Annotated in this window: 14 protein-coding genes; 4 read left to right on the top strand and 10 right to left on the bottom strand. The window is 68.1% G+C overall.

From position 1 onward, the window contains the following. Nucleotides 1-130: 130 nt before the first annotated feature. Both AB1411_05710 and AB1411_05705 read left to right on the top strand, forming a co-directional pair. A complete protein-coding gene (locus AB1411_05710; protein MEW6543089.1) occupies nt 131-475 on the top strand; it encodes a hypothetical protein in 345 nt (114 codons plus the stop codon). 60 nt (nt 476-535) lie between these two features. Beyond that, nucleotides 536-1,423 (top strand): transporter, encoded by an 888-nt coding sequence (locus AB1411_05705; protein MEW6543088.1) that lies wholly within the window; start codon nt 536-538, stop codon nt 1,421-1,423. Between the two features lie 12 nt (nt 1,424-1,435). Here AB1411_05705 and AB1411_05700 read toward each other — a convergent pair whose 3' ends face one another. The 5 genes from AB1411_05700 to AB1411_05680 form a co-directional block, all read right to left on the bottom strand. Then, nucleotides 1,436-1,720, bottom strand: coding sequence for a hypothetical protein (locus AB1411_05700; protein MEW6543087.1), 285 nt, complete (start codon nt 1,718-1,720; stop codon nt 1,436-1,438). Nucleotides 1,721-1,833: 113 nt separating this feature from the next. After that, nucleotides 1,834-3,558 (bottom strand): class I adenylate-forming enzyme family protein, encoded by a 1,725-nt coding sequence (locus AB1411_05695; protein ID MEW6543086.1) that lies wholly within the window; start codon nt 3,556-3,558, stop codon nt 1,834-1,836. After that, the gene (locus AB1411_05690; protein ID MEW6543085.1) at nt 3,533-4,708 is read right to left on the bottom strand and encodes a citrate/2-methylcitrate synthase; all 1,176 of its coding nucleotides are present in this window, start codon (nt 4,706-4,708) and stop codon (nt 3,533-3,535) included. The genes AB1411_05695 and AB1411_05690 overlap by 26 nt, the downstream gene beginning before the upstream one ends. After that, entirely contained in the window at nt 4,695-5,600 is a 906-nt protein-coding gene (gene prpB / locus AB1411_05685) for a methylisocitrate lyase (GenBank protein ID MEW6543084.1), read from the bottom strand. The genes AB1411_05690 and prpB overlap by 14 nt, the downstream gene beginning before the upstream one ends. 62 nt (nt 5,601-5,662) lie before the next feature. Continuing rightward, entirely contained in the window at nt 5,663-7,066 is a 1,404-nt protein-coding gene (locus AB1411_05680) for an MmgE/PrpD family protein (GenBank protein ID MEW6543083.1), read from the bottom strand. Between the two features lie 86 nt (nt 7,067-7,152). Between AB1411_05680 and AB1411_05675 the strand changes: the two genes are divergently transcribed. Together AB1411_05675 and AB1411_05670 are read left to right on the top strand one after the other, a co-directional pair. Next, nucleotides 7,153-7,932: an enoyl-CoA hydratase gene (locus AB1411_05675; GenBank protein ID MEW6543082.1), complete on the top strand. Its 780-nt coding sequence runs from the start codon at nt 7,153-7,155 to the stop codon at nt 7,930-7,932. A 23-nt stretch (nt 7,933-7,955) separates the two neighbouring features. Continuing rightward, nucleotides 7,956-9,146, top strand: coding sequence for a class I SAM-dependent rRNA methyltransferase (locus AB1411_05670; protein ID MEW6543081.1), 1,191 nt, complete (start codon nt 7,956-7,958; stop codon nt 9,144-9,146). Here AB1411_05670 and meaB read toward each other — a convergent pair. From meaB to AB1411_05645, 5 genes are all read right to left on the bottom strand, one after another. Next, nucleotides 9,143-9,874, bottom strand: a complete 732-nt coding sequence (gene meaB, locus AB1411_05665) for a methylmalonyl Co-A mutase-associated GTPase MeaB (GenBank protein MEW6543080.1) — start codon at nt 9,872-9,874, stop codon at nt 9,143-9,145. The genes AB1411_05670 and meaB overlap by 4 nt on opposite strands. Then, nucleotides 9,864-10,337 carry a Zn-ribbon domain-containing OB-fold protein gene (locus AB1411_05660; protein ID MEW6543079.1) on the bottom strand — a complete coding sequence of 158 codons (474 nt, stop codon included), beginning with the start codon at nt 10,335-10,337 and terminating at the stop codon, nt 9,864-9,866. Before AB1411_05660 ends, meaB begins: the two co-directional genes overlap by 11 nt. Nucleotide 10,338: 1 nt before the next feature. Continuing rightward, a complete protein-coding gene (locus AB1411_05655; GenBank protein MEW6543078.1) occupies nt 10,339-11,622 on the bottom strand; it encodes a thiolase domain-containing protein in 1,284 nt (427 codons plus the stop codon). Further along, the gene (locus tag AB1411_05650; GenBank protein ID MEW6543077.1) at nt 11,619-12,020 is read right to left on the bottom strand and encodes a cobalamin B12-binding domain-containing protein; all 402 of its coding nucleotides are present in this window, start codon (nt 12,018-12,020) and stop codon (nt 11,619-11,621) included. The genes AB1411_05655 and AB1411_05650 overlap by 4 nt, the downstream gene beginning before the upstream one ends. An 89-nt stretch (nt 12,021-12,109) precedes the next feature. Next, a partial coding sequence (locus AB1411_05645) for an MBL fold metallo-hydrolase (GenBank protein MEW6543076.1) occupies nt 12,110-12,961 on the bottom strand: 852 nt, incomplete at its 5' end.

Raw genomic sequence — 12,961 nt, 5'->3', positions numbered from 1 at the left:
CCTGGATCTCGCGATGTTCGTGGAGGAGAGGCATTATCGTCCGGCCCGATTGCCCCGGTCAAACCCGTCCGCCCAGTTGTCAGCGCCCGTCCCGTCTGCTAGGGTACAGTCTCCGACGGGGGGAGACGGAATGTCGAAGCGGCTCGGAATGGCCGGCGTCGTCTCGGTCTTCGTCCTGGTCCTGATGCAAGGGGTGGTGACGGCGCAGGGCCAAGCCGGCGTGCCGGAATCGGCCGGGGGCGAGCGGGAGCAGGCGGGCGACCGGGACTCGTCCAGCTCGGGCGAGAGCGCGCAGCTCGGCCAGTCGCTGAACCAGCAGGGCGGGGGAGCCAGGAGCCAGACGAGCGGCGCGAAGGAGAGCGGGCAGGAGGCCGACTCCCAGCAGAACGGCGTGCGGAACGACGCGCGCAACAACCGGCCGGACCGGCCTCACCGGCCCGAGCGGCCGCCGCGGGTTGAGCGGCCCCATCGGTAGCCTCGCTTGGCCAGCCGGTCGCGTTCCAGCTTCCTGCTTCGCCTTTTCCCTCTCCCGCGGTTGGCACGCCGGCTTCCGTTCCTCCTCCTGTCTCTTTCCCCTCTCTTGCCGCTGGGGGCGGAACCCCTGTCCGCCCAGGAGCCGGCGCGGGAGCACGTCGAGGAGAAGGAGCAGAACCAGGAACAGGACCAGACCTGGCAGGTCAGCTTCAGCCCCAACTATTCGATCGGCGACTACGGCCAGGGCTCCAACACCACGATCTACTACTTGCCCCTCAGCGTCCAGCGGCTCTTCCGCGACGGCGACATCACGGTGGTCGTGCCCTACATCATTGTGAAAGGGGACTGCTCCGTCGTCCTCCTGAGCGGCGTGCCCAACCGGACCAACCAGCGGTGCGGCGCACCCGATCCCGTCCGGGGCCGGCACCGCAAGAGCCCCCACGTCCCGGACCCGGTCGTCACGAACAGCGGCTTGGGCGACGTGGTGCTGCGCGGGCGCTACTACCTCGTGGACGGGCAGGACTGGGTTCCCACGATCGCCGTGACCGCGCGGATCAAGTTCCCGACGGCCGATGCGGACAAGGGGCTCGGCACCGGCGAGTTCGACGAGGGGTTCGGCCTGGAGCTGACGAAGACGCTGGGGGAGAAGTGGGTCGCGTTCGGCGACACGGGCTACACGATGATCGGCAAGCCCCAGGGGATCCCGCTGCGGAACCAGTGGTACTACGACGTGGGGCTGGGCTATTACGTGGTGAAGGGGCTGATGGTCAGCGCCTACTACGAGTGGTACCGGGCGCTGCTGCAGGGCTTCCAGGACCCGCAGGACTTCCTGTTCGCCGTGAGCTATTCGCTCACGGCGTCGTGGCAGGTCAACCTGTCCACGCAGATCGGCCTCTCGGACGGGTCGCCGGCCTATGCCCTGGGGTTCGGCATCGGCTATGGTTTTTAGGCATCTGTCCGGTCAGTCGTTGCACGGCTCCAGGATCGAAACCTCCGCGTCTTGCCGCCGGTGAGCGGCGTCCGCTTGCGCTTCGGTCAGCTTCCGCAGTCTGGCGGTGTTGCGGGCGAATCCGATCAGCAAAAAGGCCGAGGAAACGAAGAAGAGCACGCGCCACGGAGTGGGGTCCTCCCACAGGCCCGCGAGGGTCTCGATCACTTGCCGGTCCAGACAGGCCGAGCCGATCGTCACGGGCAGGACTAGGCCCATGTTCCATCGCCAGAACTTGTCCCAGTTCCATTCCACCATCCATCCGCCTCCCGGTCAGAAGACAAACGGCGCGCACTGTAGCAGAAGCGCGGTCGCGGAGTCACGACATTTCTTGGGGAAACTGATATCGTCGTCAGGCTGGCCCACTGGCGTTATTTCTGCTCCTTGAATTGGACGTCGCGGTAGCGGGCCAGCGGCTCGGCCAGACGGGCCTTGAGCTCCAGCCGCTTGGGCTTGCCGGTGGCCGTGTAGGGTACGTCCCATCCGAACAGGATGACCTTGGGACGTTTGGCAAAGGGGAGACGGTCCCGGCAGTAGGCGAGCAGGTCCGCTTCGGTGGCGGTGCGGCCCTCGCGGGGAACCACGTAGGCGGCCACCTCCTCTCCGTAGAACCGGTTCTCGAACGGCACGGCCATGGCGAACTGGACGGCCGGATGACCCTTGAGCACGTCGTCGATCTCCAGCGGGGAAATGTTCACCCCGCCGCGGATGATCAGCTCCTTGATCCGGCCGGTGATGAAGAAGAACGGCCGGCCCAACCGGTCCCGGACGGAGAACCCTTCGTCGCCCGAGCGGAACCAGCCCCATCGGAAGGCCGCCTCGTTCGCGTCCGGCCGTTTGAAATAGCCGGCGCAGACCGTCCGGCCCCTGATGCAGATCTCGCCGCGCGTGCCCTCCGGCGCCTCCTTGCCCTGGTCGTCCAGGATCGCCATCTCGTTGTGCTTGATCGGGACCCCGATGGAGGGGAATTCGTAATCGGCGAGCCAACGCCGGTGCTCCTCCGGCGTCAGGTCGTTGGGCAGGAAACAGGAGTAGCAAGTCGTTTCCGAGAGCCCGTACCCGTGCCGGATCGGGAAAGGGAACCGGTCCTCGAAGCGCGTCGCCGTGTCCTTCAGCAGGGGGCCGGCGCCGCAGATGAAGCCCCGGAACCGGTCGAGCCGGTAGGGGGCCAGATCCTCGCCGGCTTCCAGCAGGAATTCCAGCAACGTCGGCACGACGCTCACGCAGGTGACCCGCTCCTCGTGCAGCCTCCGCCAGAAGAGGCCGGTCTTGAACCGGCGGGTGAGCACCACGCCGCCCCGACAGTAGAAAGGCGTCACCAGCGTGACCACGGTGCCGTTCACGTGGTGGATCGGCAGCACGCACATGAGCCGGTCCTCCCGGCCGAAGCCGTGCCAGTCCGCGATGCCGTCGGCGTCGACCAGGAGGTTCTCGGCGGTGAGGATCACGCCCTTGGGCGGGCCGGTCGTGCCCGAGGTGTAGACGATCAACGCCTCGTCCTCTAGGCGCGAGGCGCCGGCCCCCGCGTCCCCCAGTCCCCCTGTCCCCCTGTCGGACGCGGCGACGCGCGGACGCGGCGACGCGGGGTGAGCCAACCCCTCGTCGTCCACGGCCACCACGGTGCGCAGGCTCGGGATTTGCGACGCGAGGCCGGCCACTTCGTCGCGATAGTCCCGCCAGCAGAAGGCCGCCTTGGCCTCGGAATGTTCCAGGATGTAGCGTTTCTTCTCTGTGGGCTCCTCCACGTTGATCGGCACGACGGCGACCCCGATCGTCCAGGCGGCGAAGTAGAGGAGAACGGTCTGGTCGTGGTTGAAGAGGACCGTCGCGAGCCGGTCGCCGCGCCTGAGTCCCAGCTCGTCGCGGAGGAACGAGGCGGCCCTCGTCACGCGCTCTCCGAACTCCGCGTAGCCGTAGCGGCGGGTGACGGAACGGTCGTCGTCGCAATAGGTCAGGAACGGCCGGTCGCGCAGCAGCGGGTCCCGGACGCGGGAGAGGAAGAACTCCGCGAAGGACGGCCAGGGCAGGCTGAACGGCGCGCCGCCCATGCAGCGGGCCAGCCGGATGGGCTCACGCGCGTCGGTCGAGGGGGACATAGGCTTGCGGCGGCGGCCCCGTGTAGAGGGCCCTGGGCCGGATCAGCCGGTTGTGGTCCTGCTGCTCGACGACGTGGGCGCACCAGCCGGCCATGCGGGAGCAGACGAAGACCGGCGTGTAGAGGTCGCGCGGGATGCCCATGAGCAGGTAGGCCACGGCCGTGTAGAAGTCCAGGTTGGGATAGAGGCCCTTCTCCTGCTGCACGAGCCGGTCCAGGATCGCGGCGATCTCGTACCAGCGGGTGTCGCCGCAGGTCCGGCTGAGCGCCTCCGCGTGGCGCCGGATGATGAGCGAGCGCGGGTCGCCCTTCTTGAGCACGCGGTGCCCGAACCCCATCACCCGCCGTTTGGCGGCCAGCGTCTCCTTGAGCCAGCGCTCCACCCGGTCCCGCGACTTGATCTCCAGCAGCATGGCCGCCACGGCTTCGTTGGCGCCCCCGTGGAGCGGCCCCTTGAGCGTGCCGACGGCCGCGGTGACCGCCGCGTGCAGGTCGGTGAGGGTCGAGGCCGTGACGCGCGCGGCGAAGGTCGAGGCGTTGAACTCGTGCTCGGCGTAGAGGATGAGCGAGACGTCCAGGACGCGCGCCATGGCCCGGTCGTGGTCCTCGTCACGGCGATCGGTCAACAGGTAGAGGAGGTTTTCCGCGAAACCGAGGTCGCTCCGAGGCTGGGCCGGCTTCTTCCCCTGCGCGAGCCGGTGGGCGGTGGCGACGATCATCGGCGTCTGGGCCAGCAAACGGATGGACTTGCGGACGTTGGCCTCGTGGGAGCCGTCGGCCCGGTCCGGGTCGGTCATGCCGAGCAGCGACACGCCGGTCCGTAGAACGTCCATCGGGTGCGCGTCCGGGGGCACGACGCCGATGAAGGCCTCGACCGGCCCGGGAAGCGGCCAGGCCTGCCGGAGCTGGGCGGAGAAGTCGTCCAGCTCTTTCCTGGTCGGGAGTTTGCCGAGCAGCAGCAGGTAGGCGACCTCTTCGAAGGAGGCCTGCTCGGCCAGATCGCCGATCGCATAGCCCCGGTAGCGAAGGCCGATCTCGCCCTCGTCCACGAGGCAGAGCTCCGTCTCTCCGGCCGGCACGCCCTCCAGGCCGGGGCTATAGGCCGTGATGGGTGACGCGTGGCGCGTGACGGTTTTCTCAGCCTCGCCCATACCGTTCCCGCAACTCCTTGTCCCGCTTCTCGTACTCGTCGTACCGGAGCAGCTCGTACAGTTGCTGCCGCGTGAGCATCTTGCCCAGCGATCCCTTCTGGGTGCCGAGGGCCTTCAGCTCCGCCAGCAGCTCCTCGACCGCCTTCATGGCGACGCGCAGCGCGGTGACCGGGAACAAAACGATCCGGTAGCCCAGTTCCTCGAATTCCGTGACGCTCAGATAGGGGGTCTTGCCGAACTCCGTCATGTTCGCGAGGAGCGGCGCCTTGATTCCCCGCTTCGAGAGGGCCTGCGCGAAGGTCCGGAACTCCTCCGCCGTTTCGAGCGCCTCGGGGAAGATGACGTCCGCCCCCGCCTCCACGTAGGTGGCGGCCCGGCGGACCGCCGCCTCCAGCCCCTCGACGGCCCGCGCGTCGGTCCGCGCGACGACGAGGAAATCCGGGTCCCGCCGGGCCTGGGCGGCCGCGCCGATCTTCTCGGCCATTTCGTAGGCCGACACCAGCCGCTTGCCCGGCAGGTGGCCGCACTTTTTGGGGGATTCCTGGTCCTCCAGTTGGATGCCCGCCAGCCCCGCCCCTTCGAACTCCCGCACCGTCCGCGTGACGGTCAGGGGAGGGCCGTAGCCCGTGTCCGCGTCGGCCATGGCCGGGATCGCCACGGCCTGGGCGATGGCGGCGGCCTCCGTGACCACTTCGGTCATGGACAGGAGCCCGATGTCGGGCAGGCCTCGCGCCGCCGAGAGGCCGGCTCCCGACACGTAGAGGGCCTCGAACCCGGCCCGCTCGATCTGGAGCGCCGTGAGCGCGTTGAAGGCGCCGGGCATGATCACCGTGCCCCGTGCGATGAGCTCCCGCAACTTCTTGGCTTTGCTCGGTTGTTCGCCGCTGGTCACGCGTCACCCGCCCGCGTCGGTTGTCTTCCGGCGTATCCTTCTTGCTGTGCGCTCGTCACCCATCACCTGTCACGCGTCACGATTTTTAAGAGCGGCATCAGCTCGCCGGTGTCCTTGAGCCGGTCCAGCCGCCAGACAGCCTCGATCACCTTGCCCGCCCGCCCCCGGTCCAGCCTGCCGCCGGCCAGAGCCCGGAACTTCTCCTCCACCTCCCGGTCCGACATGGGATTCCGGGGATGGCCGAGCGGAAAGTCCACCTGCTTCACGTACTCCTTGCCCGCCTCGGTCCTGACGGTCACCCTTGTGGGCATGGCCTGGGGGTACCAGTCGGCGAAGTCCTCTAACCGGACCACGCGGACCTTCTGCATGAGCCGGTGCAGGGTCGGATCGGCGAGCCTCCTGGGTCCGAAGGATTTCAATGTCACGGTCCCGTCCAGCAGGGCGACGGCCACGCAGTAGGGGAAACTGTGGTCGGCTGTCTCCCTCGTGCGGGGACGCCACTTCTCCTCGTCCCGCCCGATGATCTCGATGGCCACGTCGTAGCTGCCGATCTCCACCTCCGTGATCCCGGCCAGCGCCGACGGTCCCTCCGCCTTGAGCAACTGGTCGCGTACGACGAGCGCGGCCTCCACCGCGGTCTGCGCATGGTACTCCACCGGGTAGTGCTTGATGTACGTCTCCAGGATCTTGAACGGGGCCGGCTGGCCGTCGGTCTGCCGCTGGCCTCCCAGGGGCGGGAGATCCAGCGGGCCGGAGACCAGGCTCGTGAAGCCCTTGGCTCCCTCGAAGATCGGGGAAGGGCCGGTCATGCCGGCTTGAGCGAGCAAGGCGGCGAAGACCCCGTTCCTGGCCGCGTTGGAAAAGGCGCAGGCCTTCCACATCGAGAGGGCGCCGACCCGCGTCTGCCGCAGGGCGACGTTGGCCACGCCGGCCAGGTTGACGGCCTGGACCGTTTGCTCCTCGGACAGCTTCAAGAGCTTGGCGGCGGCCAGGGTCGAGGAGAAGGGCCCGTAGGTCACGTGGTCCCATCCGCGGGGCCGCAGGGCCGCCGCGTCGCAGAGGCGGCACTGGACCTCGTAGGCCAACACGATCGCTTCGACGACCTGCTTGCCCGAGGCGCGGACCGTCTCGCCCACCGCCAGGGCCGCGGAGAGGTTGTCCGAAGGATGGGCCGGCTCCTTGGACAGGTAGGTGTCGTTGAAATCCAGGTAGCGGACCAGCGCGCCGTTCGCGAAGGCAGCCAGGTCCGGCAGGGTCTTCCAGCCGGTCCCCCAGAGGGTCGCGCCGCCTGGGACCTTGACCGACTGGGCGATGCGGCGGGCGATCCGGCAGGGCTCGGCGGACCAGGAACCGAACGCGCAGCCCAGACTGTCGAGGAGGCGGCGCTTCGCCTCGTGGATCGCGTCGGGAGGGAGCGTCGTGAAGGAGAGCGACCGGCTGTAGTCCGCAAGACGATCGGCGATCATGGGAACAGCCTCACCCGTTGACGATTGTACCATAGGCGATGGCACGTGGCCCCCGACTTTGCTACCATGACGGCACGGGTGCTCCCATGCCGAACCGACTTGCGACCGCCGCCGTTGCCGACCGCATCGCCACCGTCACGCTGGACCATCCGCCGGCGAATCTCCTGGGTCGAGCCGTCCTCGAGGAGCTGGATCGCCTGTTCCTCGAGCTGGAGGCTGACGACGCGGTGCACGTGGTCGTCCTTACCGGCGCGGGGCGGTTCTTTTGCGCCGGGGCCGACATCAAGGAGCTGGCGCAGATCGGGTCCGCGCAGCAGGGGGCGGAATTCGCTGCGCTCGGCCAGGGCCTGCTGAACCGGATCGAACAGCTCCACAAGCCCGTGATCGCCGCGGTCAACGGCGCCTGCCTGGGCGGCGGGCTCGAGTTGGCGATGGCCTGCCACATCAGAGTTGCCGCGGCCGGCGCGACGCTGGGCCTGCCGGAAACGAGGCTCGGCCTCATCCCCGGGTTCGGCGGGACCCAGCGGCTCCCGCGCATCCTCGGCCCGTCCAAGGCTGCGGAGCTGATCCTGACCGGCGAAAGCGTGACGGCGGAGGAGGCCCTGGCCTTGGGCCTGGTCAACCGGGTGGCGCCGGCCAAGGAAGTGATCCAGGAGGCGAGGATGGTGGCCGGCTTGATCGCGGTCAAGGGCCGGTTGGCTGTGAAGGCCGCGCTCCAGGCCGTCCGTGCCGGGCTGGACGGACCCTTGGCCGAAGGGCTGAGGCGGGAAGCCGATCTCTTCGGAAGGCTCTGCGAGACGGCGGACAAGAAGGAAGGGATCTCGGCGTTCCTGGAGAAGCGGCAGCCGAGGTTCACGGACCGTTAACCGATCTTGGACCCGATTGAGAGATGGGCGGCGAGAGAGCAACGGGCCGCGTCCTGCTGTCCTCCGAGCGGGCGCAGCAGATTGCTTTTGGGTCCCTCTGGGTCTATGAAAGCGACGTCGCGAAGGTCGAGGGGGAGCCGGGGCCTGGCGACCTCGTTGACCTCTACAGCCGCGCCGACCGGTTCTGCGGCCGGGGCTTCTACAATCCCCACTCCAAGATTCGCGTCCGGTTTCTGACCTTCCGGGACGAGCCGATCACCGAGAGCTTCTGGACCAGGCGGCTGGAGGGCGCGGCGGCGCTCCGCGCCCTGGTCGTGTCCGGCACGAACGCCTACCGGCTGGTGCACGGCGAGTCCGACCTGCTGCCGGGGCTCATCGTGGACCGGTACGGGGAGGTCCTGGTCATGCAGGTGCTGTCGTTCGGGATGGAGCGTCGGAAGGACCTGCTGGCCGAATTGTTGAAGGGCCTCACCGGGGCAAGCGCCGTCTATCTCCGGAACGACGCCCATGCCCGCGCGCAGGAAGGCCTGCCGCTGGGCCAGGGCTTTCTGATGGGGGAGGGGCCGACGAAGCTGGAGATCCACGAAGGCCGGGCGCGGTTTTTCGCGGACATCGAGCAGGGGCAGAAAACCGGCTGGTTCTGCGACCAGCGGGAGAACCGGCTGGCCGCCGCCGCGCTGGCCCCCGGTTCCTCGGTGCTGGAGGCCTTCTGCCACACGGGCGCGTTCGGCATCCAGGCGGCGTTGCACGGGGCCGAATCGGTGCTCGGGCTGGACGTCAGCGCGCAGGCCCTGGCGATGGCGCGCGAGCATGCGGCCCTCAACAAGGTGGAGGGCCGCTGCCAGTATCGGGAGGCGGACGCCTTCCAGGAGCTTCGGAAGCTGGAGCGGACCGGCCGGCGCTACGGCCTGGTCGTTCTGGATCCGCCGGCCTTCGCGCGGAGCCGGCAGACGGTCGCCCAGGCGCTGGCCGGCTACAAGGAGATCAACCGGCTGGCCCTCCGGCTCGTGCGTCCCGAGGGCTTTCTCGTCACCTGCTCCTGCTCCCACCATGTGAGCGAGCCGGCCCTGTGGAAGACGATCCTGGAGGCGGCCCGGGACGCGCGGCGCCGGCTTCGCCTGTTGGAAGCCCGGTCGCAGGCGCGCGACCATCCGGTGCTGGCTTCCATGCCGGAAACGCGGTATCTCAAATGCTTTATCCTGCAGGCGCTCTAGGCAGGCTTGAGGGACAGTTGGTGCGCGGCGATGGCGGCGAGCAACTCCGAGATTCCCTCTCCCTTGATCGCGACGGTGCGGATCACCGTCGGGAGCCATTCCTGTAAGTCGCGGACCGTGCTCTCCGCGCTTTCGCGGTCCCCCTTGTTGACCACCACGACGTGGGCCACCTCCAGCAGCCCCGCCTTCATGGCCTGGACTTCGTCTCCCAATCCCGGCGCGACGACCGCGACCACGGTCTGCGCGACCGAAGCGACGTCCCCTTCCTCCTGACCGACGCCGACGGTCTCGATGAGGATCACGTCGTAGCCGGCCGCCGCCAGCGCGAGCGCGGCGTCGCGCGTGGCCCGCGCCAGCCCTCCGTGCTGCCCGCGCGTCGCCATGCTGCGGATGAACACGTCCGGATCCTCCGCATGGTCCTGCATCCTGATCCGGTCGCCCAGGATCGCCCCGCCGGTGACCGGGCTGGTCACGTCCACCGCGAGGATGCCGACCCTCTTGCCCTGACGCCGGTGGGCAGTGATGAGTTGGTCAATCACCGTGCTCTTGCCCGCGCCCGGATAACCGGTGACCCCGATGACGGTCGCCCGTTGCAACGACCCGTCCAGCCGTTCGAGCGCCGCCAGGCCCACCGGGTCCCGGTTTTCGAGCAGGGTGACCAGGCGGGACAGGGCGCGAACGTCGCCGGCCTTGACTCCGGCGGCCAGCGTTGCGGGATCAACGGGCATCGGCACGTCCGAGGGGCTCGAACCAGACGTCGGTGACTTTGAAGGTGGGGGTCTTGGCGAAACGGGCCTTCACCGGCAGGCCGATCTGCACGGCGTCCGGCTCCACGCCCTTGAGGCGGGACAGGAACAGAGTGTCGGCCCCATCGAACTCCACCAAAATCAGCGTGAACGGGGTTTCCTTGAGGAAGGCTTCGCCTCCGTAATAGCAGGTCGTGAACGTGTGCACTCGGCCCGTCAGCGGTAACTCGTGCCAGCTCGTCGGCGCGCCGCATTCCATGCAGTGGGATCGAGGGGTGGCGTAGGTGTAGCCGCAGGCCGTGCAGCGGGAGCCGAGCAGTTGGCCCTTGCTCAACCCGGCGAAGAACGGGGAATCCTGGGCGTAGCTGTGACGGTAGTCAATCTCGTAGTGGTCGCGGATGACAAGCGGATCGTTCTGGACAAGGATCGTATCTCTGGAAACCATCCTACGTCCCTTCCAGGATTGACACGGTAATGTACGTGCCGGTGCCCGCGTGGCTGTGGATGAGGCCGCGCTTTGCGTTCCCGACCTGGAGCCGGTCGTTGCCCAGGTGCTTGCCGATCGTGCCCTGCAATTGCCAGAAGGCGAAGACGGCCTGCATCAGCCCAGTGGCCCCGACCGGATGGCCGCAGGCCAGCAGGCCGCCGGAGGGGTTGACCGGCAAGCGGCCCTGCTTGGGCAGCTCCAGCCCGTAGTCTATTCCCGGCATGAAGGGGACGCCGCTCTCCACGAAATGTCCGCCCTCGCCGTACCGGCAGAGGCCCAGATCCTCATAGGTCTGGATCTCCGAAGAGGTATAGGCGTCGTGCAGCTCGACGAAGCTCAGGTCTTCGAGCGGGTTGCGGACGCCGGCCATCTCGTAGGCCAGCTTGGCCGCCATCCGCCCGCCGCGGAACGAGTGCACGCCGGGATATTGGAGGCGGGCGTAGTCCGACTCCCGTTCGTGCGGCAGCAGGATGACCTTCCCGTGCGGCCGGTCGGCCATGCGCATGGCGTCGGAGCCGGAGCCCAGGCCGGTGATCCTGACCGGCCGGTCGCAGACTTGGCCGGCCACCTCCTCCGAGGCCAGGACGCAGACGGCGGCCCCGTCCGACATGGTGCAGATGTCCTCCATCGTGAGCGGCGTCGCGACCATCGGGGACTCGCGCACCTGCTTGATCGTGAGGCGCTTGGCCTTCTGGGCGTAGGGGTTGGAGAGGGCGTTCAGGTGGTTCTTGACCGAGACCATCGCCATCTGCTCGACCGTCGTGCCGAACTCGTGCATGTGCCGGCGGACCATCATCGCGTAGTAGCCGGTGTAGAAGCCGCCGACCGGAAAGTCGAAGTTCGTGTCCGAGGCGAGGGCGATGAACTCGTTGCCCTTCCAGGTGTTGACCCGCGACATGGTCTCGAAGCCGAAGGCGACGCAGCAGTCCATGCGGCCCGAGGCCACGGCTTCCCAGGCCGACTGGAAGCAGAGGCCGCCGGTCGCGCCGCCACCCTCGACGCGCTTGGAGGGCTTGGGGCAAAGGCCCAGATAGTCCTGGACCATGCTGGCGGCCTTCAACTGTCTGGTGAAGTGATCGGAGAAGTAGGAGCCGACGGCCCCGTCGATCCGATCCTTCGAGAGGCGCGGCACGTCCCGGAGCGCGTAATCGTAGGCCTCCTTGACCATCAGGCGGAAGTCCTTGTCGGGATGCGCCTTGGCGAATTTCGTGATCCCCCCGCTGACCATGTAGACCGGTCTCATCGGCGCAGCCCCTTCACGAAGTCCACGATCTCGCTCATCGGGGTGCCGGGCCGGAACAGGGCCTTCACCCCCGCGGCCTTGAGCTTGGGCACGTCCTCGTCCGGGATGATCCCGCCGCCGAAGACCGCGATGTCCCCGGCTCCCTGCTCCTTGAGCAGCTCCAGCACGCGGGGGAAGAGGTAGTTGTGGGCGCCGGAGAGCAGGCTCAGCCCGATCGCGTCCACGTCCTCCTGGATGGCGGTAGCGACGATCTGCTCCGGGGTCTGGTGGAGGCCGGTATAGATCACTTCCACGCCCGCGTCGCGGAGCGATCGCGCCACGAGCTTGATCCCCCGGTCGTGCCCGTCCAGCCCGACTTTGCCCACCAACACTCGGATTGGCTTGGCTGCCACGGTCATCGTCTATCCTCACAGATTCTCGTGAAGCGTCGTTCGTGTCTCGTGAAGCTCGGGTCGAGGAGCGCCTGAATTAGCGGACGAGATACGCTTCACGATTGACGAGCGACGGCTTCTTCCAAGCAGTATTTCCCTTCTCCATCCTTTCGGACGTAGCCCATCGAGACGAGCGGATCGTGCTCGAAGACCAGCAGCCAACGCTCCTCGGAGGCCTGTTCGAGGACCTTGCGCTTGGCCTCCAGGGTCTGGAGCGGATAGAGGTCGTAGCCCATGATGTAGGGGAGCGGGAGGTGGGCCGCAGTCGGGATCAGGTCGCCCAGGTAGAAGGCGACCTGGCCGTCCGACTCGACCTTCACTGCCTGGTGGTGGGCCGTGTGCCCGTGCGTCACCATGACCGAGAGACCGGGCAGCAGCTCTGTATCCCCGTCCAGGAACTCCCACCGGTGGCGGCGCGCGATCGGGGCGATGTTGTCGGTTTTGTAGCTGGCCCTCGTCCGTTCGTTGGCCAGCACCGCTGCTTCGTACTCCCCGCGCTGGACGACGTACGCGGCCTTGGGGAACGACGGGGTGAGCGTCCCGTCGTCCGTCCGGACGGTGTTGCCGCCCGCATGGTCGAAGTGGAGGTGCGTGTTGACGACGAGGTCAATGTCGCCGGGACGGAGCCCGAGGGCCTTCAACGAGCCGGCGAGCGGGGTGGTGCGCTCGATCGCGTAGATGTCGCGGCCCTTCCCGTCCCACTTGTCCCCGATGCCCGTGTCCACGAGCACGTTCTTGCCGTGGGCGCGGATCAGCAGGCAGGTCAGCGCGAGCTGGACGCGGTTCCGCTCGTCGGCCGGGCAGCACTGCTCCCACAGGACGCGCGGCACCACCCCGAACATGGCGCCCCCGTCCAGCCGGAACCGCCCGTCCGTCACCGGGAATATGTCAAACGCTCCGAGCTTCAT

Source organism: Nitrospirota bacterium (genome assembly GCA_040757595.1).
In the GTDB taxonomy this organism is placed as follows: domain Bacteria; phylum Nitrospirota; class Nitrospiria; order Nitrospirales; family Nitrospiraceae; genus JBFLWP01.
Note: the sequence above shows the minus strand (reverse complement) of the source record. Positions and strands in the feature narration are given on the sequence as shown.